The 21,639-nt window shown below is 64.0% G+C and carries 16 protein-coding genes and 1 rRNA gene; 6 read left to right on the top strand and 11 right to left on the bottom strand.

The window, feature by feature from the left end; genetic code table 11:
- A 16S ribosomal RNA gene (locus IH615_RS00235) occupies positions 1–735 on the bottom strand; the annotation flags it as partial.
- Between the two features lie 727 nt (positions 736–1,462).
- The gene (locus IH615_RS00230) at positions 1,463–2,062 is read right to left on the bottom strand and encodes a TetR/AcrR family transcriptional regulator (RefSeq protein ID WP_291358892.1); all 600 of its coding nucleotides are present in this window, start codon (positions 2,060–2,062) and stop codon (positions 1,463–1,465) included.
- Positions 2,063–2,147: 85 nt separating this feature from the next.
- Here IH615_RS00230 and IH615_RS00225 point away from each other — a divergent pair, with 85 nt between their 5' ends.
- Both IH615_RS00225 and IH615_RS00220 read left to right on the top strand, forming a co-directional pair.
- Positions 2,148–2,774, top strand: coding sequence for a DUF2306 domain-containing protein (locus IH615_RS00225; RefSeq protein ID WP_291358891.1), 627 nt, complete (start codon positions 2,148–2,150; stop codon positions 2,772–2,774).
- Positions 2,775–2,956: 182 nt separating this feature from the next.
- Positions 2,957–4,930 (top strand): M23 family metallopeptidase, encoded by a 1,974-nt coding sequence (locus IH615_RS00220; protein ID WP_291358890.1) that lies wholly within the window; start codon positions 2,957–2,959, stop codon positions 4,928–4,930.
- Here the strand turns inward: IH615_RS00220 and IH615_RS00215 are convergent.
- The 8 genes from IH615_RS00215 to IH615_RS00180 all read right to left on the bottom strand — a co-directional run bounded on the left by IH615_RS00215 (position 4,927) and on the right by IH615_RS00180 (position 16,716).
- Positions 4,927–6,399: an MFS transporter gene (locus IH615_RS00215; RefSeq protein ID WP_291358889.1), complete on the bottom strand. Its 1,473-nt coding sequence runs from the start codon at positions 6,397–6,399 to the stop codon at positions 4,927–4,929. The genes IH615_RS00220 and IH615_RS00215 overlap by 4 nt on opposite strands.
- 30 nt (positions 6,400–6,429) lie before the next feature.
- On the bottom strand, positions 6,430–6,768 hold the full coding sequence (locus tag IH615_RS00210; RefSeq protein ID WP_291358887.1) for a VOC family protein: 339 nt from the start codon (positions 6,766–6,768) through the stop codon (positions 6,430–6,432).
- 111 nt (positions 6,769–6,879) lie between these two features.
- Positions 6,880–9,495 (bottom strand): ATP-dependent chaperone ClpB, encoded by a 2,616-nt coding sequence (clpB, locus tag IH615_RS00205; protein WP_291358886.1) that lies wholly within the window; start codon positions 9,493–9,495, stop codon positions 6,880–6,882.
- A gap of 370 nt (positions 9,496–9,865) precedes the next feature.
- Entirely contained in the window at positions 9,866–10,624 is a 759-nt protein-coding gene (locus IH615_RS00200; RefSeq protein ID WP_291358884.1) for a DUF4167 domain-containing protein, read from the bottom strand.
- A 339-nt stretch (positions 10,625–10,963) separates the two neighbouring features.
- Positions 10,964–11,812, bottom strand: a complete 849-nt coding sequence (prmC, locus tag IH615_RS00195; protein ID WP_366484650.1) for a peptide chain release factor N(5)-glutamine methyltransferase — start codon at positions 11,810–11,812, stop codon at positions 10,964–10,966.
- 23 nt (positions 11,813–11,835) lie between these two features.
- Positions 11,836–12,912 carry a peptide chain release factor 1 gene (prfA, locus tag IH615_RS00190; RefSeq protein WP_291358881.1) on the bottom strand — a complete coding sequence of 359 codons (1,077 nt, stop codon included), beginning with the start codon at positions 12,910–12,912 and terminating at the stop codon, positions 11,836–11,838.
- 200 nt (positions 12,913–13,112) lie between these two features.
- Positions 13,113–15,380, bottom strand: a complete 2,268-nt coding sequence (ptsP, locus tag IH615_RS00185; protein ID WP_291358880.1) for a phosphoenolpyruvate--protein phosphotransferase — start codon at positions 15,378–15,380, stop codon at positions 13,113–13,115.
- Between the two features lie 70 nt (positions 15,381–15,450).
- A complete protein-coding gene (locus IH615_RS00180) occupies positions 15,451–16,716 on the bottom strand; it encodes an aspartate kinase (protein WP_291358878.1) in 1,266 nt (421 codons plus the stop codon).
- A gap of 180 nt (positions 16,717–16,896) precedes the next feature.
- On the opposite strand from IH615_RS00180, the gene IH615_RS00175 reads away from it, so the two are divergent.
- The 4 genes from IH615_RS00175 (at position 16,897) to ilvD (ending at position 20,526) form a co-directional block, all read left to right on the top strand.
- Entirely contained in the window at positions 16,897–17,232 is a 336-nt protein-coding gene (locus IH615_RS00175; RefSeq protein WP_291358876.1) for a GYD domain-containing protein, read from the top strand.
- A gap of 83 nt (positions 17,233–17,315) precedes the next feature.
- Positions 17,316–18,056: a bifunctional 2-polyprenyl-6-hydroxyphenol methylase/3-demethylubiquinol 3-O-methyltransferase UbiG gene (ubiG, locus tag IH615_RS00170; RefSeq protein ID WP_291358875.1), complete on the top strand. Its 741-nt coding sequence runs from the start codon at positions 17,316–17,318 to the stop codon at positions 18,054–18,056.
- 60 nt (positions 18,057–18,116) lie between these two features.
- Entirely contained in the window at positions 18,117–18,557 is a 441-nt protein-coding gene (locus IH615_RS00165) for a hypothetical protein (RefSeq protein ID WP_291358873.1), read from the top strand.
- 115 nt (positions 18,558–18,672) lie between these two features.
- Positions 18,673–20,526 (top strand): dihydroxy-acid dehydratase, encoded by a 1,854-nt coding sequence (gene ilvD / locus IH615_RS00160; RefSeq protein ID WP_291358872.1) that lies wholly within the window; start codon positions 18,673–18,675, stop codon positions 20,524–20,526.
- A 223-nt stretch (positions 20,527–20,749) separates the two neighbouring features.
- Here ilvD and IH615_RS00155 read toward each other — a convergent pair whose 3' ends face one another.
- Positions 20,750–21,619 carry an aldo/keto reductase gene (locus IH615_RS00155; protein WP_291358871.1) on the bottom strand — a complete coding sequence of 290 codons (870 nt, stop codon included), beginning with the start codon at positions 21,617–21,619 and terminating at the stop codon, positions 20,750–20,752.
- Positions 21,620–21,639: the final 20 nt, after the last annotated feature.

Here is a 21,639-nt window from a genome sequence, read left to right as displayed (position 1 = left end):
TATCTAATCCTGTTTGCTCCCCACGCTTTCGCACCTCAGCGTCAGTATCGAGCCAGTGAGCCGCCTTCGCCACTGGTGTTCCTCCGAATATCTACGAATTTCACCTCTACACTCGGAATTCCACTCACCTCTCTCGACCTCTAGACTGCCAGTATCGAGGGCAGTTCCGGGGTTGAGCCCCGGGATTTCACTCCCGACTTAACAATCCGCCTACGCGCGCTTTACGCCCAGTAATTCCGAACAACGCTAGCCCCCTTCGTATTACCGCGGCTGCTGGCACGAAGTTAGCCGGGGCTTTTTCTGCGGGTACCGTCATTATCTTCCCCGCTAAAAGAGCTTTACAACCCTAAGGCCTTCATCACTCACGCGGCATGGCTGGATCAGGCTTGCGCCCATTGTCCAATATTCCCCACTGCTGCCTCCCGTAGGAGTCTGGGCCGTGTCTCAGTCCCAGTGTGGCTGATCATCCTCTCAGACCAGCTAAAGATCGTCGCCTTGGTAGGCCATTACCCCACCAACTAGCTAATCTTACGCGGGCTCATCTAATTCCGATAAATCTTTCCCCCGTAGGGCGTATACGGTATTAGCACAAGTTTCCCTGTGTTGTTCCGTAGAACTAGGTAGATTCCCACGCGTTACTCACCCGTCTGCCACTCTCCTTGCGGAGCGTTCGACTTGCATGTGTTAAGCCTGCCGCCAGCGTTCGTTCTGAGCCAGGATCAAACTCTCAAGTTTGAAATCTGACATGGTCGCTGAATGCACGTTTGCATGATTGACGAGAACTCACACTGCTCTCAGCTAACCTAAGTCAGCGAGAACAATCTGTTTTCTCTTAGAAAACGTGCACCCATCGAAAGTCTTTTTAACTTCCACCGGAATTGCTTCCAGCTTCAGTTCGCAAGAACCTCGCCGTCCACGTTTCTCTTTCTTCTATCTTCACAATTTCAAAGAGCTGACCTCACTGCCCTCGCGGGCTAGGACGTCATTGGAAGCATCGGCTTCCACATTCTTTCAGGGAACAGGAGTTTCTGTCCGGTTGCCCGGCAGATCGTCTGCCCTTTCAGAAAACGCTGAACAGTGGGAGCGAAGTTCGCTCGACGTCGTCAACGTGGCGGGTTGTAGTCGAGACCGTCTGGCCTGTCAACACCCAATTTTCAACTTTCGGTTGGTACCGAATTTCGAAAACTTGAAGGTTTCAATTGCTTGAAGCCTTCAATCTGAACTCGCTAATTTCTTAGTGATTTCAGAGGCTTGCTGCTCGTTCGGGCCGTTTCCGGCGCCGCGGTCTGCAGCGATGAGCCGGGTTATAGGGGCGGCTCATTTTCCTGTAAACCCCCCAAAACGACAAAAACGTCATTTTCTGATTTTGGTGGATTTGACCGTGTGGAAAACTCGACTGAACCACCAGTGATTTCGGGGGTTTGCGGCCGCTGGAGCCAATATGGGATCTTTCGCAGTCTTTTCAATGGCTGGGCTGATTGTGCTCTCCAGGCGGCAGAGCATCCTCCACCAGTTGCTCCAGTTTGATCGGAGCGAGGCGATCCTGCAGCATTCCCTGGTTCGCCAGCATCACTATGCCATGCAGTGACGCCCACACTCCGAGCGCCATTCGTTGTGCGCTCTCCGGGTCCGGGGCCTCGATCGCCGCCACCAGCAACCCGAAGCTGGCGCTCGCCGTGGCCTGTAGCGCCACGCCATCGCGCGCCTGCGGCAACAGGTGAGATGCGAACATCGCTTTGTAGAGACCGGGATGGTCGAGCCCGAAGCGCAGATAGGCCTGCGCCATCCGCGATAACGCCTCCCGCCCCTTGGCCCGCCTGGGCGCCGCCTTGAGTGCGGCGGCGAACATGGTGAAGCCCTCCGTCACCACTTCGGTCAGCAGCGCATCCCGATCAGCGAAATGACGGTAGGGCGCCGGCTGGGAAACCCCCAATGCCTTGGCGATCGCCGAAAGGCTCAGCGTCTCGATGCCGCCGCGCTCGACCTCGAGCATCGCCGCATCGACCAGCGCCCGGCGCAGATCCCCGTGATGATAGGTATTGCCGGGTCTGGTTGCGGACATGATCGACTCTCTTGGAAGGCTGGCGGCTTGACTCGATGTTATACCCAATGACAATGTGATAGATAATAACATAGGAGATCGGGTGATGTCGTCCTTGTGGTCGCTGCTCCGGCGCGTGCCGTGGAGCCTGTGGGCAGTGTTAAGCGTGGGCGTCGCGCTCTTCTCCTATCGCTACGTCGTCGGGATCGGACCTTTCCCTGAGGAGATCACCGGCAACCTGTTCGCCTTCCCCTGGCTGTCGATCCACGCTGCGGCGGCCTCGACCGCTTTGCTGGTCGCGCCGCTCCAGTTCATCGCCCGCCTGCGCAAACGCTTCCCGCGCATCCACCGCATCACTGGTCGTCTCTATGTCGTGGCCTGCGTGATTGGCGGCCTGACCGGCCTGCCACTCGCCTGGGGCGCCACCGCCGGCCCGATCGCTACCGCCGGTTTCGGCATTCTTGCCATCCTCTGGCTTTGGACCACCATGGTCGCCTGGCGGCTAGCCGTTGACGGTCGCTTTGCCGAACATCGCCGCTGGATGATCCGGTCGATCGCCCTCACGGCCGCCGGCGTCATGCTCCGCGTCTATCTGGGCATCATGCTGACGCTGCCTGTCGAGTTCTACGAAGGCTACCGCGTCATAGCTTTCCTCTGCTGGGTGCCCAACATCCTGCTCGCCGAACTCTACCTGCGCCGTGGCCAGCGAGTATCGGCGCCTGCTGCCGCCTGATCCGGCGTCGCGGCCTGCTGGCCGCGCGGCGGCCACTCGCAGTTTCGCCGCATTTATTTTGGATCAGCAGGGGTGATTGATATAGACTCCGCGCACGCATGTGAGCGCGCTCGCGTATCGTGCGGGTGAAACCGGCTTCAGACCGGAATGGGGACCGCCGTGACACATCAAAGGATGGGGCGTTGAACGCAGCGCAAAGAAACCGTCATGCCGCGCTGCTCAAGGCCACCGGCTTCGAGGACGGCCCGGCCCTGACGGTGCAGTCGACCGACGGCGAAATACCCCATGGGCGCGAGCTGAGCTTTGCCTGGCTGACCGGCACTGTCATGACCGGTCTCACCAGCGTGCTGCTGATGGGCGCGGCGCTCTATGTATCCTTCCAGGGGCAGGACACCTTCTCCACTGCCTATGAAGCGCTGCAGTTGTCTCGCCCTGAAACCGAGGCGCTGACCCCGACCGATCTTTCGGCCAAGTCGTCCCGCCTGCGTCCCGTTACCGCCACCCGCTCAGATCTCCAGATCATCGAAGCCTCGATCCGCGAAACGGTCGACGGCCGCGACATGATCCGCAACCAGCCCTTCATGCGCATCAGCGCTACTCTCGCCACCGCGCCGACCTCGCTGTCCGAAGGAATCCCCGATTATGATCCGGTGGCCATTCTCAATGCCACCCAGCCCATCGCGGCCACCGCCAATCTGGACGTCAACACCGATGTCTATGGCGCCGAGGTCGAGGGCGAAGTAGCGGTCAAGCTCGCTGCCATGCCGATGACCTTCGTGCCGCCGCGGGCCATTTCCGACCAGTCGGCGGCCGAGTATGTGCGCAGCGTCGTCGAGGCCACCTTCTTCAGTGACGATGCCGCCCCACCCACCCTGGCCTATGCGGCGCTTGCGCCATCGGTGACCGAACTCGGCCTGCTGCCGGGCGCCGGCCCGCTCGGCGGCATTGTCGAGAATGTCACCGTCGTGCCGCAGACCACCCAGGCCGCCGATGCAGCGCTTGGGCGCGCCGAGCGCATTCTCACAATCAAGGAGCGGACCTCCCTCGACGAGGCCCTGCGCCGCAACGGCTTTACCGATGCGATGACCGCAGCCATCGAGGGCACGCTGGAAAACGTCTTTCCATCGACCGAACTGCCGGCGGGGGCGCGCCTGCGCATCCTGTTCGGCCCTTCGCGCACATCCAACACGCTCATCCCCTACCGGTTGAGCATTTACCTGCATGACGATGGCAGCGACCTCGATGTCCACCGTGCCACCGTGGCGCTGACCGACAAGGGGCAATATGTGCTCGGCCTCGCCCCGGCCGAGATCGAGTTCCCCGAGGAAGACACCGAAGAAGTCAACGTCGCCAACCTGCCCAGCGTCTATCGCTCCATCTGGGAAACCGGTCGCAAGCACGACCTGGATGACGCCACCATCGAACGCATCATCGGCATGTTTGCCTATGACGTGGACATGACCAAGAAGATCCAGGCCGGCGATTCCATCGAGATCCTCGAGACCGCGCCCGACGCCGAGGGCCGTGCCGAACTGCTCTATGTGGCGCTCACCCTGGGCTCGACCACGCGCCAGCTCTACCGCTTCGGCACCGAGGACGGCGTCGTCGATTTCTATGATCCTGATGGCGAAACCGGCAAGCGCTTCCTGACGCGGCGGCCGCTCGAGGGCGGCGGCACGCTGCGCTCGCGCTTCGGCTATCGCATCCATCCCATCTTCAAGACGCGGCGCCTGCATACTGGCGTCGACCTCGCCGCCCGTTCGGGCACACCGATCTATGCGGCCGGCGACGGCGTCATCAAATATTACAAGTGGGCCTCCGGCTACGGCAACAAGGTCGAGATCGAGCACGTCAACGGCTACGAGACCGCCTATGGCCACATGTCGCGCTATGTCGATGGCCTCGAACCGGGCAGCCGTGTCCGCCAGGGCCAGATCATCGGCTATGTCGGCTCCACCGGCCAGTCGACCGGCCCTCACCTGCATTTCGAGATCAAGATCAACGGCAACCTGGTCGATCCGCTGAGCGTCAAGCTGCCCAAGGACAATGTCCTGCCCCAGCAATATGAAGCCCAGTTCCAACAGACCATGGCCCAGATCAATGACCTGATGACGCGCGAACCCGCGCCTGTGACGGTCGCCCAGGCCAACCCCTAGAAGCCCTTGCGCTCGAGGGTCAGCCAGGCGACCACCGCCGACACCACGCTCAGCGCCGCCGTGACATAGGCGACGGTCGCGAAGGCGGCATTGGTGGCGGCCAGCCGCAGGGCCTCTTCCTCGGCACTCAACCCTTCGCTGGCCATGCCGAAAAAGACCGGCAGTTCCGCCGCCGACCCCAATGCCGCCTCGAAGACCGGGGCGATGATGGCGCCGAGCAAAGCCACCGCCATCAACCCCGCCACGCGGGCCACCGCATTGTTAACGCCCGATGCCACGCCCGTATCGCCATCCTCGACCGAAGTCATCACCGCCGTCGACAGCGGCGACACCACCAGGCCCATGCCCAGCCCCAGCAGCACCATGCAGGGCAGCACCGCCAGCCACACCGCGTGCATCGGCGCTGTCAGGCCCAGCCCGGCAAAGGCGCCCGCCACGATGAGCGATCCCAGCGTGATCAGCGGCCCGGGCCCGAACCGGTCGGCCCATTGGCCACTGAACGAGGACAGGACCGTCAGCGCTATGCCCAGCGGCAGCAGGGCAAGCGACACGGTCGCCGGAGATTCTCCCCAGCCACCGATCATGGTCATGGGCAGGAAGAACATGATGCCACCCAGCGCAAAATAGAGCGCGAAGGTCAGCCCGTTCGCGCCCGAAAAGCCGACATTGCCAAACAGGCGCAGCGGCAGCATTGGCGCCGCGCTGCGCGCCTCCCACAACAGGAATGCCGCTGCCAGCACCAGGCCAGCGCCGCACCAGACAATAGTATGCGACAGGGGCGGCGCGCTTTCGCTGCCATCGCCCGTCAAGCCATAGGCAATCAGCATCAGCGCGAGCGTTGCCAAGACAGCGCCCGCGACGTCGAGCCGGCGCCCCGCCTCCGGCCGGTCCGGCGCCACGCGGAACCACAGCAGCGCCAGCGCCAGCAGGCCCAGCGGCAGGTTGATGGCGAAGACCAGCCGCCAGCTCCACTCGCCCAGGGCCGTCAGCATGAAGCCGCCGATAACCGGCCCCGCGATCGTGGTGAGCGAGGACGCTGCCGCCCAGATGCCGATGGCCCGTCCCCGCTCCTCGCGCGGATAGGCCTTGGCGATGATGGCGAGGCTCCCCGGCACCATGAAGGCGGCCCCAGTCCCCTGCACTGCCCGCGCAATAACAAGCACCAGCGGCGTCGGCGCCAGGGCGCAGATGATCGAGGCGGCAACGAACAGGGCAATGCCCAGGCCAAAGGTATTGCGCAGCCCGAACCGGTCGCCGGCCGCTCCACCCAACAGGATCAGCGACGACATCAGCAGCAGGTAGCCATTGCTCACCCATTGCGCATCGGCCAGCGTCGCGCCCAGATCGGCCCGAATGGCCGGGACGGCGATCGAGATCACCGAACCATCGATGAAGCCCATGCTGGAGGCCAGGATGGCGGCCACCAGGACAAAGCGGCGGCTCTGCGGCGCGGTGATATCCTGGGTCATGTTTCGTCCGGTGCTGATTCCCGCCCCAGCCTATTCCGTCGCCACATACACCGCCATCTCATTGCCGCCCGGCTCGCGGAAATGGAACCGCCGCCCGCCCGGAAAGTCGAACTGCGCCCGGGTGACAATGCCGCCGGCCGCGGTCACGCGGCGTTCCGCATCGTCGAGATTGTCCGTCCGCACCACGGCCATGGTTGCCGCGACGCGCCCCTCGGCCTGGTCCACGCCACCATCGATGCCGGCACCAGTAATGCCGTCATAGTCCGGGCCATAGCTGACAATACCCCAGCCGAAGGCCGCCTGGAAAAAGGCGCTGCTCACCGCCCGGTTGCTGGACGGAAACTCGATATAGTCGATCCTGTCGGTCATGCTCACCGCTCCAAATGTTCTGCTTTTGTTCTAAAACAGCCCAACGCTGGAGGCAATAGAGCCGACAAAAAAGGCCGGTCCAAGGACCGGCCTCTAGCTTTGGCAAGCGGACTAGGCTGCCGCGTCGGTCTCCGCCGCGCCATCGGGCAGCAGCACGATGCCATCGTCATTGGCATCGACCACTACGCGGGAGCCGTCGCTGACCCGGCCGGCGAGGATCTCCTCGGCAAGGCCATCCTGCACCGACCGCTGGATCACCCGCTTGAGCGGCCGCGCTCCATAGGCCGGGTCATAGCCCTCATTGGCCAGCCACTCGCGCGCCCGTGGCGTCAGCTCAAGGCTGATGTCGCGATCCCGCAGCAGCTGCGTCAGCCGCCCGAACTGGATATCGACGATATTGCCCATATGCTCGCGGCCCAGCCGGTGGAACAGCAGGATCTCGTCGATCCGGTTGAGGAATTCCGGCCGGAACGCCGCCTTGACCATGTCGAGCACCTTGCCCCGCACCAGCTCCACCGATTCCCCGTCCTTGAGGTCGACGAGATATTCGGCGCCCAGGTTGGAGGTGAGGATGATCACCGTATTGCGGAAGTCGACCGTGCGACCCTGCCCGTCCGTCAGCCGCCCGTCATCGAGCACCTGCAGCAGGACATTGAAGACATCGGGATGGGCCTTCTCGATCTCGTCGAACAGCACCACCTGATAGGGCCGGCGCCGCACCGCCTCGGTCAGCACGCCACCTTCGTCATAGCCGACATAGCCGGGAGGCGCGCCGATCAGGCGGGCCACCGAGTGCTTCTCCATGAACTCGCTCATGTCGAGCCGGACCATGGCGGTCTCGTCATCGAACAGGAACTGCGCCAGGCTCTTGGTCAGCTCGGTCTTGCCGACGCCAGTGGGTCCGAGGAACATGAACGAGCCGATGGGCCGGTTCGGATCCTGCAGGCCCGCCCGCGAACGGCGCACCGCCTTGGCCACGGCCGCCACCGCCTCGGCCTGCCCAATCACGCGGGCACCCAGCGAGGTCTCCATATGCAGCAGCTTCTCGCGCTCGCCTTCCAGCATGCGATCGACAGGAATCCCGGTCCAGCGGCTGACGACGCCGGCAATGTCGCTGGCATCGACGGTTTCCTTGGCCATCACAGGATCGGGCTTGCCGTCGCCATTGGCATCGTCGGCCGCCTTTAGGCGCTTTTCGAGTTCGGGAATGACGCCATAGGCCAGCTCGCCCGCCTTGGCCAGGTCACCCTGGCGCTGCGCGATCTCGAGCTGCGAACGGGCCGCATCGAGTTCTTCCTTGACCTTCTGGCTGCCCTGCAGCCGTTCCTTTTCGGCCAGCCACTTGGACGACAGGGCCTGCGCCTGCTCTTCGAGGTCGGCCAGCTCGGTCTCGAGCCGGCCCAGGCGGGTCTTTGACCCTTCGTCTTCCTCCTTGCGCAGCGCCTCGCGCTCGATCTTGAGCTGCATGATGCGGCGATCGAGTTCGTCGAGGGCCTCGGGCTTGCTGTCGACCGCCATGCGCAACCGCGCCGCCGCCTCGTCCATCAGGTCGATTGCCTTATCAGGCAGGAAGCGGTCGGTAATGTAGCGGTTGGAAAGCGTTGCCGCGCTCACCAGCGCCGAATCGGAAATCCGGATGCCGTGATGCAGCTCGTACTTTTCCTTCAAACCCCGCAGGATCGAAATCGTGTCTTCCACGGTCGGCTCATCGACAAAGACCGGCTGGAAGCGACGGGCCAGGGCCGCGTCCTTCTCGACATGCTTGCGGTATTCGTCGAGCGTCGTCGCGCCAACGCAATGGAGTTCGCCCCGCGCCAGCGCCGGCTTGAGCAGGTTGGACGCATCCATGGCGCCATCCGCCTTGCCGGCCCCGACCAGCGTATGCATCTCGTCGATGAACAGGATGATCTTGCCCTCGGCCGCAGTGACCTCCGACAGCACGGACTTGAGCCGCTCCTCGAACTCGCCGCGATATTTGGCGCCGGCAATCAGCGAGCCCATGTCGAGCGACAGGAGGCTCTTGTTCTTGAGCGATTCGGGCACGTCGCCATTGACGATACGGATGGCGAGACCCTCGGCGATGGCCGTCTTGCCCACGCCGGGCTCGCCGATCAGCACCGGATTGTTCTTGGTGCGGCGGCTCAGCACCTGGATGGTGCGGCGGATTTCCTCGTCCCGGCCGATCACCGGATCGAGCTTGCCCTCGCGCACATCGGCCGTCAGGTCGCGCGCATATTTCTTGAGCGCGTCATAGCTGTTCTCGGCCGTCGCCGTATCGGCGCTGCGACCCTTGCGGATCGCCTCGATGGCCTGGTTCAGCGCCTGCGGCGTCACCCCGGCCGACGACAGGATCTTGCCCGCGTCCGTATCCTTTTCGACCACCAGCGCAAGCAGCAGCCGCTCCACCGTGACATAGGAATCGCCCGCCTTCTGCGCGGCGCTTTCGGCCGTGTCGAAGACCCGCGCCAATTCGCGGCTGAGATAGAGTTGAGAGCCATCGCCCGATACCGAGGGGATCTTTGCCAGGCCGGCCTCGACCGCAGCCCGCGCGCCCTTGGGGTCGCCTCCGGCGCGTTCGATCAGCCCATTGGCCATGCCCTGGTCGTCGTCAAGCAGCACCTTGAGCAGATGGATGGGCGCGAACTGCTGGTGGCCCTTGCCCAAAGCGGTGGTCTGGGCGCTCTGGATGAAACCGCGGGCCCGCTCGGTATATTTCTCGATGTTCATTCAACTCTCCTTGTCTCGCCCGCATGCCGGCCCCGAAGGCACCTGACACACGTCGGAAGCGTCGCTGATGAAACGCCCGCACCGGCAGTTTGACAGCATCGGGTCTTGCCCCGCTTGCTTCTCGTCAAATGACCGGCTTGATTTCGGCACTGCTCCATCACGAGGAGATATATGGGGAGGGTTTCGGCGCAGAAAAGAGGCCCCCGCCACGACATGCGAGAGCCGGGTCGGCTCCTCGGGGGCACGATCGCCTTCCGGCCACAAGGCGGCACCTCCCCTTTATGGAAGAGATTGGGCGGTGGTGGGGCCACTTGCGCTGAGGTGCTCTGAAACAAAAAGGCCGGACACTTCTGTCCGGCCTTTTTCGATCTCATTCGGCGGGGGTCGTTCCACCCGCCGTCAGGAATGCCGGCAATTCGCCGACATCGGGCTGCTCGGCCCCGGCAAGGTCATCGCCACCCGCCGGACGGCGGCGGCGCGGACGACGCTCGCGTGGCTTGCGGGCTTCGCCTTCGGCCTCAGCCGGCTGTTCGCTTGCCGTGCTTGCGGCAACTTCAGTGACGACAGGCTGCGCCTGCTCGCTGGCGATCACGGGCTGCTGGCCCTCGCCCTCGGGGCGGAAGCGCTCGCGGCGTGGGCGGTCCCGGCGATCGCCGCGCTGCGGACGATCACCATCCTGGCCATCTCCGCGCGGCGGGCGCTGTTCACCTTGGCTCTGGCGCGGCTGCTCGCCCTCGCCCTGCGGCTCGTCACCATCCTGCTGCACATATTGCTGCTGCGGTTGCGGCTGCGGCGACGAAAAGCGCGAGTTCATCTCGGGCATGTCGTCATCATAATCGGCATCATCCGCCCCGTCGGGCCGCTGGCCATTCTGGGCCTGCTGGGCGCTCGAGACGATACGGAAATAGTGTTCGGCATGCTGCAGGTAATTCTCTGCCATCACCGAATCGCCGGATGACTGCGCATCGCGCGCCAGCTGGAGATATTTCTCGGCGATATGGGACGCGTTACCGCGCACCTTCACATCCGGTCCATTGCTCTCGAAATTGCGGGACAACGGATTGACGTGTTTGCGTCCGCCGTTCCGGCTCCGCTGCCGGTTCTTGTTATTCTGACTATTGGGTCTCATCTGGTCGCTTTATCTAACTCTAGAAAAATAAGCGTCACACTGCTGGCGGACCGGCCTCGTGCCTGGTCTGGCCAACCCGGAAGAAGCCCACTGGCTTCAGCATCCGGCTCTATCTGGCTTCATGAAGACCGAAACCGTCGGACGGCGCTCCGAACCTATCCCGCGTCGTTCCAGCCTCTGCCGGAACCGCGCTGCGCTTCGCAGCAGCCAGGGATGTGTCGGGTGGCTAGTCGCCGTGGCGCTCATGATGCGCCGTTGACAGCACGGTCAAACTATAACGTTCGCGGCCTCTTTGCCAGCACTAATTGCGGGCTTCACCCATCCGGGCGACTGATCGCCCTAGATATGGTGCGCACCCACCACACGATCAAGCCCGTTGAGATCACGATGCACGGCAACATCCTCGAACCCTGCTTCGAGAAAGAGCGCACTGACGGCGGCCCCCTGGTCATGCCCGATCTCGACCAGCACCCACCCGCCGGGCTTCAGCCAATTGGCAGATTCGGCCGCGATCACCCGATAAGGCGCCAACCCGTCCGGCCCGCCATCCAGCGCCAGGCGCGGATCGAAATCCTTGACCTCCGGTGCGAGCGTCTCGACCACGGCAGTGGTGATGTAGGGCGGGTTGGAGACGATGAGATCGAACCTGCCTTCTTCACCTCTCCCTTCGGGGGAGGTGAAGAGCGGCCCAAACCACGATCCCTGCAAAAACGCGATCCGCCCGCTCAAGCCATGCCGGTCGGCATTCTTCCGCGCCGCCTCCAGCGCCAGCGCGCTCAAATCCACCGCCACCGCGTGGGCGTCGGGCTGGTTGGCCAAAACAGCAATTGGAATGCACCCGGTCCCCGTCCCCAGGTCGAGCATCTGCCCGCCCGCCGGCAATGCCCCCAGCGCCAGGTCCACCAGCAATTCGGTTTCGGGCCGCGGCTCGAGCGTCGCCGCATTCAGCGTGAAGGCGAGCCCGTAGAACTCCCGTTCACCGATGATTCGCGCCACCGATTCCCCGGTCATCCGCCGCTGCAGCAACCCGGCCACCCGGGTCGCCGCTTCGCTGTCCACCAGCTCATTCTCGCGCGTCGCCAGCTCCAGCGCGCCCAGGCCCAGTGCGTGTCCGGTCAGCAGCTTGGCGTCGAGCGCCGCACTCTCAAAACCCAGCCGGCCAAGCACATCGCGCCAGCCACGCCACAGCGCGCCGATCGTGGGCGCTGTGCTCAGTTGACCGTCTCCATCGCCGCCAATTGCTCGGCCTGGCTGGTGGTGATCAGCGCCTCGATCAATTCGTCCAGCGCTTCGCCCGTCATCACCTTGTCGAGCTTGTAAAGCGTCAGGTTGATCCGGTGATCGGTCACGCGCCCCTGCGGGAAATTATAGGTGCGGATGCGCTCGGACCGGTCGCCCGAACCCACCTGCCCCTTGCGCTCGGCCGAGCGGGCGCTGTCGCGCTCCTCGCGCTGCATCTCGTAGAGCCGCGAGCGCAGCACGACCATCGCCTGCGCCCGGTTCTGGTGCTGCGACTTCATCGCCGAGGTCACCACCAGGCCCGAGGGCAGGTGGGTGATGCGCACCGCCGAATCGGTGGTGTTGGCGTGCTGTCCGCCCGCGCCCGAAGCCCGCATCGTGTCGATGCGGATATCCTCGGGACGAATCTCGATGTCGATGTCTTCCACTTCCGGCAGCACGGCCACCGTGGCCGCCGAGGTATGGATGCGCCCCGACCCCTCGGTCGCCGGCACACGCTGCACGCGATGCACGCCGCTCTCGAACTTCATCCGCGCATAGACGCCTTTGCCGCTGACATTGGCGATGATTTCCTTGAAGCCCCCCATTTCGCCGGGGCTTTCCTCCATCACCGTCACTTTCCAGCCATGGCCGGCGGCATAGCGCTCATACATGCGGAACAGATCGCCCGCGAACAGGGCGGCCTCGTCGCCGCCGGTACCGCCACGGATTTCAAGGATGATCGACTTCTCATCCGCCTCATCCTTGGGCAACAGCAGGATGCGGATCGACTGGAACAGCGTCTCGATCTTCTCGTCGAGCTCGGCAATCTCCGCCTCGGCCATTTCGGCCATGTCCTTGTCGCCGCTCTTGAGCAGCGCCTCGGCCTCCGCCCGGTCGCTCAGCGCCTTGTTATAGGCGCGGATTTCGCCGACGATGGGCGCCAGCTCGGCATGTTCCTTGGAAAACTTGACGAACTCGTCCGGCCCCGCCCCACCCGAAAGCGCCGCCTCGACATACTGAAACCGCGTCTCGAGCGCGTCGAGCTTGTCCTGGGGAAGAGATGCCATGGTCGGGTCTTTCGAATGCAGAAGAGGACGCTTTAGGGACAAGGCGGACCAAGAGCAATACTCGATGTCCTCCAGTCTCCAGGCGTCACCCTCGGGCTTGACCCGAGGGCTCTATAGTTTTGGGACGATCGTCAAGTGCCGGACCCTCGGGTCAGGCCCGAGGGTGACCATCGAGTTTCGGGCCACCCAAGTGGGAATCCCTAAACCGGCAGGTTCTGCTTCTCGATCCACTCCTGCAGCAACTGGCGGATGCTGACCCCATCCGCCCCGTCGCTCAGCGCCGCCCCCACCGATAGCTGGATCGGCTTGAGATCGAGATTGAGCACCAGCTCCTTGATCGGCCCGATCGAGGCCGGGCCCATGCTGAGCCGCGTCATGCCGATGGCCATCAGCGCCAGGGCCTCAAGCGGTTTCCCGGCCAGCTCGCCGCACATGGTGATCGGAATATTGTAGCGCCGCGCCGCATCCACCACCATGCGGATGGCCCGCAGTCGCGGCATGCCGATCGGGTCGTAGTTCTTGGCCACCCGCGGATTGGCGCGGTCAGACGCGGTGAGGAACTGCACCAGGTCATTGGAGCCGATGGAGACGAAGTCCGCCTCGGGCAGCAGCTGGTCGAGCTCGAACAGCAGCGATGGCACTTCCACCATCACGCCCAGTTCCAGCCGGCTCGGAATAGGCTTGCCCTGGCGCTTGAGCCGGTCGACTTCCTTCTGCACCACCAGCTTGGTCCGGGTGAATTCGAAGGTCTCGGTGACCATCGGCACCAGGATCTTGAGCGGCCGCCCATCCGCCGCCAGCAGCAGCGCCCTGATCTGCGTGCGCAGCAGGCCCGGCCGCTCCAGCCCCAGGCGGATCGAGCGAAAACCCATGGCCGGGTTCTCCTCGGCCATCGAGCGCTGATAGGGCAGCACCTTGTCGCCGCCGATGTCGAGCAGGCGGAACACCACCGGCCGCTCGCCGGCAATGGCCATCGCCTCGGCATAAAGCTCCTGCTGCTCATGCAGGCGCGGCAGCTTGCTGGCGATCATGAACTGCAATTCGGTGCGGAACAGCCCGACGCCGGCCGCGCCGGTATCGTCGAGCATGGGCAGGTCGGCCACCAGCCCCGAATTGTGCAGCAGCGTGATCTGCGTGCCGTCCTTGGTAATGCTCGGCTTGTCCTTGAGCGCCGCATAATGCGCCCGCCGCTTGGCAGAAACCTTGACCTTGTCGATATAGGCCTGCTCGATATCGGGCGTCGGCCGCAGGTGCACGATCCCGGCCGGACCATCGAGGATGATGTCGTCACCGCTCTCGCACATCGAGACGATCGACTGCGCCTGGCCCACCGCCACCATGCCCAGCGAGCGGGCGACGATGGCCACATGCGCGGTCGCGCCGCCCTCCTCGAGCACCACGCCGCGCAGCTTCTTGCGGTCATATTCGAGCAATTCCGCCGGCCCCATATTGCGGGCCACCAGGATCGCGTTGTCGGGCAATGCCTTGCTCGCCAGGGCCTGCCCGTCTCCGGTCAACACCCGCAGCAGTCGGTTGGCCAGGTCGTCCAGGTCATGCAGCCGGTCGCGGATATAGGGATCGGTCTGGCGCAGCATGCGGGCGCGGGTGTCGTTCTGCACCCGCTCCACCGCCGCTTCGGCCGACAGGCCATTGTCGATCGCCTCGGTCAGCCGGTGCACCCAGCCCCGGTCGTTGGCGAACATGCGATAGGTTTCGAGAATCTCGCGGTGATCGCTGCCGCCAGCCATGTCGCCATGGTCGAGCATGGCGTCGATCGAGACGCGCATCTTCTCCAGCGCCGCCTCGAGCCGCACCTTTTCGGCTTCGGTATCCTCGGCGATGAAGTTGGAGACCACCACGCGCGGGTCATGCAGCACCACCGTGCCCAGCGCGATGCCGTCGGTAAAACTCACGCCGGTAAACATGCGGGGACGCCTGAGATCGATATCGGACCCCGGCTTGATCAGATTGTCGAAATCCGAGGTCGCGATCATCTCGGCCAGGATTGTGGCCGTAGTCAGCATGGCCTCGATCTCGTCGTCGCCATAATGCCGCCGCTCGGCATTCTGCACCACGAGCACGCCCAGCGTCTGGCCAGCCCGCAGCACAGGCACGCCCAGAAAGGCGTTATAGCGCTCTTCGCCGGTTTCCGGGCGATAGGCAAAGGCCGGATGGCTGGGCGCGTCGTCGAGCGACAGCGGCTCGGCTTCGGCGGCGATGAGGCCCACCAGCCCCTCGCCCAGCCGCAGCGTCGTCATATGCACCGATTCGGCCGCGAGGCCCTTGCTGGCAAACAGCTCCAGCGCGCCGTCGTCGCGCAGCACGTAAAACGAGCACACATCGGCCCGCATATTGGCGGCGATCAGGCCCACGATCTTGTCGAGCCGCGCCTGCGAAGCCAGCGGCTCCGCCATGGTCTCGCGCAATTGCCGCAGCAGCACCCGTGGGCCGCCTATGGTCATGGCCATCTACCCCAACAGACGGCCCGCAAAGCCGCCCCCCTTCACCGGACGCGGCTCACTCCTCTCCGAAAAGAGCTTATGCGTCCTTCTTGTCCAACCCGTAATAAGTATGGAGGGCGCGAACCGCAAGCTCAGCATATTGCTCATCGATCAACACCGAGGTCTTGATTTCCGAGGTGGTGATCAGCTGGATGTTGATGCCCTTGTCGGCCAGCGCCTTGAACATCGAGGATGCAACGCCCGCATGGCTGCGCATGCCCACGCCCACCACCGAGACCTTGGCCCCGCCCTTGGAGCCGGAGAGCCGGCCATATTCGATCTTGTCGCCGGCATTTTGCAGCGTCTTGATCGCCCTGTCATATTCGCTGTCCGGCACCGTGAAGGTGATGTCGGTGGTCGCCCCGTCGTCGGCGATATTCTGCACGATCATGTCCACGATGATGCCCTGGTCGGCCAGCGTGCCGAAAATGGCGGCGGCCACGCCCGGATTGTCCTTGACGTCGCGCAGGGTGATCTTGGCTTCCGCCTTGGCGAGCGTCACGCCCGAAACGATCTGCTTTTCCATGATCTCATCCTCATCGCAAACCAGCGTGCCGGGAACCCCCGGCGTCCCATCGGGCGCCACCTGCGGCGCGTCCGGATCGTCGAACGTGGACCGCACCAGCAGCCGCACCTTATAGGCCATCGCCATCTCGACCGAGCGGATCATCAGCACCTTGGCCCCAAGCGACGCCATTTCCAGCATTTCCTCGAAGGAAATCTTGGTGAGGCGCTGCGCCTTGGGCACGATGCGCGGATCGGTCGTATAGACGCCATCGACATCGGTATAGATATCGCAGCGATCGGCCTGGATCGCCGCCGCCACCGCTACCGCCGACGTATCCGAGCCGCCCCGGCCCAGCGTCGTGATCCGGCCATGCGGGGAAATGCCCTGGAAGCCGGTAATGACCGGCACCCAGCCATCCTTCATCCGCTTGTCGAGTTCGGTCGGATCGATCTCGATGATGCGCGCCGCGCCATGGGCATCATCGGTCTTGATCGGCACCTGCCAGCCGGCGAACGACCGGGACTGAATGCCCATCTCGCTGAGCACGATGGCCATCAGCCCCGCCGTCACCTGCTCGCCCGAGGCAACCACGGCGTCATATTCGCGCGCATCATGCAGCGGGCTGGCTTCATTGACCCAGCCGACCAGCTCATTGGTCTTGCCGCTCATGGCCGAAACGACGACCGCCACTTCATGGCCGGCATCGACCTCGCGCTTCACATGGCGCGCGGCCTGGCGGATGCGTTCAACGGTTGCAACCGAAGTGCCACCGAACTTGACGACGATACGGGCCAATTTCTTCCCCGAACTCCTGCCGAACCCGGCGGTACGCTTATCTCGGCGCTGCCATGCCACAAAGGCGCCCCGCAATCAAGGGAAGGACAGGCTGGTCGTCGGAAAAGACTGGCATTCGCGGCTGCCTAGGCGCTTACTGAGGCGCTTGGGGGCTGCACTCGCAAAGGGAGGATGCAACCAATGACCATGTACCTCACCCGCTTCAACTACACGCCCGAGACATGGGCGCGCATGATCGAACACCCAGAGGACCGTCGCGACGCGGCTCGCACCTATATCGAGTCGGTGGGCGGCAAGCTGCATGGCTTCTGGTACGCCTTCGGCGAGCGCGACGGGCTCACCCTGTGGGAGGCGCCGGACAACAAGGCCATGGCTGCCGTCGCCCTGGCGATTGGTTCTGGCGGTGCGCTCAGTCGCTGCGAGACCACCGTGCTGCTCACCATAGAAGAGACGATGGCAGCGCTCGACACCGCCAAATCCATCCGCTACCGCCCGCCGGCGGCCGCCTCGAGCTAGGCCGGACAATTCGCCGCGACAACCGCGGCGGCAACAATGCTAGACATGCAAGCCGCTGCGACGCCGTCCGAACGGAGCTTGCCATGACTGCCACCACCATCAACGATGCCGAAATCGCCAAGTTCACCGCGATGGCCGAGGAATGGTGGGACCCCAGGGGCAAGTTCAAGCCCCTGCACAAGTTCAATCCGGTGCGCCTGACCTACATCCGCGAGCACCTGCTGAGCCATTTCGGGCGCGACGGATCAGCCATGCGGCCCTTCGAGGGCCTCACCATCCTCGATGTCGGCTGCGGCGGCGGCCTGCTCTGCGAACCCCTGGCCCGCCTCGGCGCCACGGTTACCGGCATCGATGCGGCCGAGCGCAACATCGCCATCGCGCGTCTTCATGCCGAAAAATCGGGGCTCGCCATCGACTATCGCGCCACCACGAGCGAGGCCCTCGCCGCCGCCGGCGAAAAATACGACATGGTGCTCAACATGGAAGTGGTCGAGCATGTCGACAATGTGCCGCTCTACATGAAGAGCTGCGCCGATCTGGTAAAGCCCGGCGGCCTGGCGCTGACGGCAACGCTCAACCGCACCTTGCGGGCCCGGGCGCTGGCGGTCTTTGCCGCCGAAAACATCCTGCGCTGGCTGCCCAGGGGCACCCATGACTGGAACAAGTTCCTCACCCCCGACGAGATCAAGACGCTGCTGACCCGCAACGGCCTCCGGGTCATCGGGGAAACCGGCGTGGTCTTCCATCCCCTGGCCGACGAGTGGCGCAAATCGCGGGACATGGCCATCAACTACATGATCATGGCCGAACGCCCCGCCCTCTGATTCCCCGATACGACGGGCAGGCGATACGCTAGGTTCGCGGCGTCAAATCCTGGAGCCACCATGCGCCTGACCGCCCTTGCCGTCGCCTTCGCCCTGACCCTGATCGCTGCCCCCGCCTTCGCCCAGAGCGAGGAAGACGTCATGGCGCAGATCGAGACCATTCACGGCGACTCGGCCGGCTTCGGCGAAGCCTTTGGGCTCTTGCAGGATGCCTTCCTCTTCGGCGACCCCACCACCATTGCCGATCTGGGCGCCTATCCGCTCACCGTCTCGGCCAATGGCGAAGTCTACGACATCCTCGAGCCGCAGGACCTGGTCGACAATTTCGATACCCTGCTGACCCAGGAGACCATCGATGGCCTCTCCAGCCAGGATTTCGACGACCTGATCGTCACCAGCGAAGGCGTCGGCTTTGCCAATGGCGCGCTGTGGATGAGCAATATCTGCATCGACGACAGCTGCAGCGAGACCTATTGGGCCATCATTTCCATCAATAACTGACCGCGCCACTCTAACCGTACCCGCGGGTACGGTTTTGATTGATCCCGTTCTGGAATGGGTCTAAGAAAGCTCAACCGCGCCTTCCTGAAGCGCAACGAGTTCCGAGGACATCGCCATGCCAGCCTATCGTTCCCGCACCACCACCCATGGCCGCAACATGGCTGGCGCCCGCGGCCTCTGGCGCGCCACCGGCATGAAGGACGGCGATTTCGGCAAGCCCATCATCGCGGTGGTCAACAGCTTCACGCAGTTCGTGCCCGGCCACGTCCACCTCAAGGATCTCGGCCAACTGGTCGCCCGCGAAATCGAGGCTGCGGGCGGCGTGGCCAAGGAATTCAACACCATCGCGGTCGATGACGGTATCGCCATGGGTCATGACGGCATGCTCTATTCGCTACCATCGCGCGACCTGATCGCCGACTCGGTCGAATACATGGTCAACGCCCACTGCGCCGACGCCATGGTCTGCATTTCCAACTGCGACAAGATCACCCCCGGCATGCTGAACGCCGCCATGCGCATCAACATCCCCGTGGTCTTCGTCTCCGGCGGACCCATGGAAGCCGGCAAGGCCATGCTCAAGGGCAAGCTGCAGGCCCTCGACCTGGTTGACGCCATGGTGATGGCCGCCGACGACCACTATACCGACGAGGAAGTCCAGGCCGTCGAGGAAGCTGCCTGCCCCACCTGCGGCTCCTGCTCGGGCATGTTCACCGCCAATTCGATGAATTGCCTGACCGAGGCGCTCGGCCTGAGCCTCCCCGGCAATGGCTCGACGCTCGCCACCCATTCGGATCGCAAGCGCCTGTTCCAGGAAGCCGGCCACCTCATCGTCGACCTCGCCAAGCGCTGGTACGAGCAGGACGATGCCTCCGTGCTGCCGCGCTCCATCGCCACCAAGGCCGCCTTCGAAAACGCCATGTCGCTCGATATCGCCATGGGCGGCTCGACCAATACCGTGCTGCATATCCTGGCCGCCGCCCATGAAGGCGGCATCGACTTCACCATGGACGATATCGACAGGCTGAGCCGCCGCGTGCCCGTTCTCTCCAAGGTCGCCCCGGCCAAGTCCGACGTCCACATGGAAGACGTGCACCGCGCCGGCGGCATCTTCGCCATTCTCGGCCAGCTCGACCGCGCCGGCCTGATCAACCGCAGCGAACCGACGGTTCATGCCGCCACCATGGGCGATGCCCTGGACAAGTGGGACATCTCCCGCACCAATTCGGAAAGCGTGCGCAACTTCTACATGGCCGCCCCCGGCGGCGTGCGCACCACGCAGGCCTTCTCGCAGTCCAATCGCTGGGCTGAACTCGATCTCGATCGCCAGAACGGCGTCATCCGCTCGGCCGAAAACCCCTTCTCCAAGGATGGGGGCCTCGCCGTGCTCAAGGGTAATATCGCCATCGATGGCTGCATCGTGAAGACCGCCGGCGTCGATGAATCCATTCTCAAATTCACCGGCCCTGCCCGCGTCTTCGAAAGCCAGGACGATACCGTCCGGGCGATCCTCTCCAACCAGATCAAGGAAGGCGATGTCCTCGTCATCCGCTATGAAGGCCCGCGCGGCGGCCCCGGCATGCAGGAAATGCTCTATCCGACGAGCTATCTGAAGTCGAAGGGCCTCGGCAAAGCCTGTGCCCTGCTGACCGACGGCCGTTTCTCGGGCGGCACCTCGGGCCTCTCCATCGGCCACGTCTCGCCCGAAGCGGCCGAGGGCGGCACGATCGGCCTCGTCCGCGAAGGCGACATGATCGAAATCGACATCCCCAACCGGTCAATCACCCTATTGGTCAGCGATGACGAACTGGTGCAGCGCCGGCATGACCAGGATCAGCTCGGCTGGAAACCCGCCCATCCCCGCAAGCGCAACGTCACCACCGCCCTAAAATCCTATGCGGCCTTCGCAACCTCCGCCGCCCGCGGCGCGGTACGCGACACCCAGGCGATCGACAAGCTCTGGAACTGAGCGTTTTCGGCCGGCAAGAGTACTGCCACCTACCTTCCCCTGAAACGGGGGAGGTCAGGTGGGGGTACTCCGATCTCTCGGTCACTCTCACGACAAACACGTGACAAGCCCCACGTCCGGTGCTACATGCCCGCCCAGCCACCTGACGGTCTGCCAAGGCTGTCTTCTGGTCAGGTTCGATAGCGGGGATTCCACCCTCCCTATCGAACCGACCCAAAACCCCTCACCCCTTCCGGCCGATCCGATCCAGCGTGGCGAAATCGTCATCGCTGAGCGTGATGGCGGCCGCTGCCACATTCTCTTCCAGATGCTTGACCTTGCCGGTGCCCGGAATGGGCAGCATCACCGGCGAGCGCTTCAAAAGCCACGCCAGCGCGATCTGGCTGGGCGAGGCATTGTGCTTTTCGGTGATGGCGCGGGCCTCGGCATGCCCCTTGACCAGGTCGCCGCCCGCCAGCGGGAACCACGGGATGAAGCCTATGCCGTTCGCCTCGCAATAGTCGAGCACGTCCTCGCTCTGCCGGTTGGCGAAGTTGTAGAGATTCTGCACCGTCGTGACCGGGAAGTATTTTTGCGCCTCCTTGATATCGGCGACGCTCACCTGGCTGAGGCCGGCATGGCGGATGATCCCGTCCTCCTTGAGCTGCGCGATCGCCTCGAACTGCGCCACGCGCGAGGTCTGGCCGTCGATGCGATGCAACTGCCACAGGTCGAGCACGTCCAGCTTGAGGCGGCGGAGGCTGAGCAGGGCGCCCTGGCGCAGGAATTCCGGGCGCCCCACCTGGTGCCACTCGTCCGGTCCGGTGCGGGTGAGCCCGCTCTTGGTAGCAATGATGGTGCCCTTGGAATACGGCGCCAACACCTCGCCAATCAGCTCCTCGCTGATATAGGGGCCATAGCTTTCCGCCGTGTCGACGAAGTCGACATTGAGCTCGGGCAGGCGGCGTAGCGTCGCCTTGGCCTCTTCGGGGTCTTCCGGCGGGCCCCAGATGCCTCGTCCGGTGATGCGCATGGCGCCAAAGCCCAGCCTGACGACCTTGAGGTCGCCGCCAATGGCAAACGTGCCCGAAAGGGCTGCGTCGAGTGTCGTCATGGTGATGTCTCCGTATTGAG

It is taken from the genome of Devosia sp. (genome assembly GCF_014860165.1).
Taxonomy (GTDB): Bacteria; Pseudomonadota; Alphaproteobacteria; order Rhizobiales; family Devosiaceae; genus Devosia.
The sequence above is the reverse complement of the archived record's forward strand: the minus strand, read 5'-3'. Positions and strand labels throughout refer to the sequence as shown.

Bases quoted from the DNA above. Each gene is read 5' to 3' on its own strand.
- IH615_RS00230 (WP_291358892.1), bottom strand. From the start codon at position 2,062: ATGTCCGCAACCAGACCCGGCAATACCTATCATCACGGGGATCTGCGC.
- IH615_RS00225 (WP_291358891.1), top strand. From the start codon at position 2,148: ATGTCGTCCTTGTGGTCGCTGCTCCGGCGCGTGCCGTGGAGCCTGTGG.
- IH615_RS00215 (WP_291358889.1), bottom strand. From the start codon at position 6,399: ATGACCCAGGATATCACCGCGCCGCAGAGCCGCCGCTTTGTCCTGGTG.
- IH615_RS00210 (WP_291358887.1), bottom strand. From the start codon at position 6,768: ATGACCGACAGGATCGACTATATCGAGTTTCCGTCCAGCAACCGGGCG.
- clpB (WP_291358886.1), bottom strand. From the start codon at position 9,495: ATGAACATCGAGAAATATACCGAGCGGGCCCGCGGTTTCATCCAGAGC.
- IH615_RS00200 (WP_291358884.1), bottom strand. From the start codon at position 10,624: ATGAGACCCAATAGTCAGAATAACAAGAACCGGCAGCGGAGCCGGAAC.
- prfA (WP_291358881.1), bottom strand. From the start codon at position 12,912: ATGGCATCTCTTCCCCAGGACAAGCTCGACGCGCTCGAGACGCGGTTT.
- ptsP (WP_291358880.1), bottom strand. From the start codon at position 15,380: ATGGCCATGACCATAGGCGGCCCACGGGTGCTGCTGCGGCAATTGCGC.
- IH615_RS00175 (WP_291358876.1), top strand. From the start codon at position 16,897: ATGACCATGTACCTCACCCGCTTCAACTACACGCCCGAGACATGGGCG.
- ubiG (WP_291358875.1), top strand. From the start codon at position 17,316: ATGACTGCCACCACCATCAACGATGCCGAAATCGCCAAGTTCACCGCG.
- IH615_RS00165 (WP_291358873.1), top strand. From the start codon at position 18,117: ATGCGCCTGACCGCCCTTGCCGTCGCCTTCGCCCTGACCCTGATCGCT.
- ilvD (WP_291358872.1), top strand. From the start codon at position 18,673: ATGCCAGCCTATCGTTCCCGCACCACCACCCATGGCCGCAACATGGCT.
- IH615_RS00155 (WP_291358871.1), bottom strand. From the start codon at position 21,619: ATGACGACACTCGACGCAGCCCTTTCGGGCACGTTTGCCATTGGCGGC.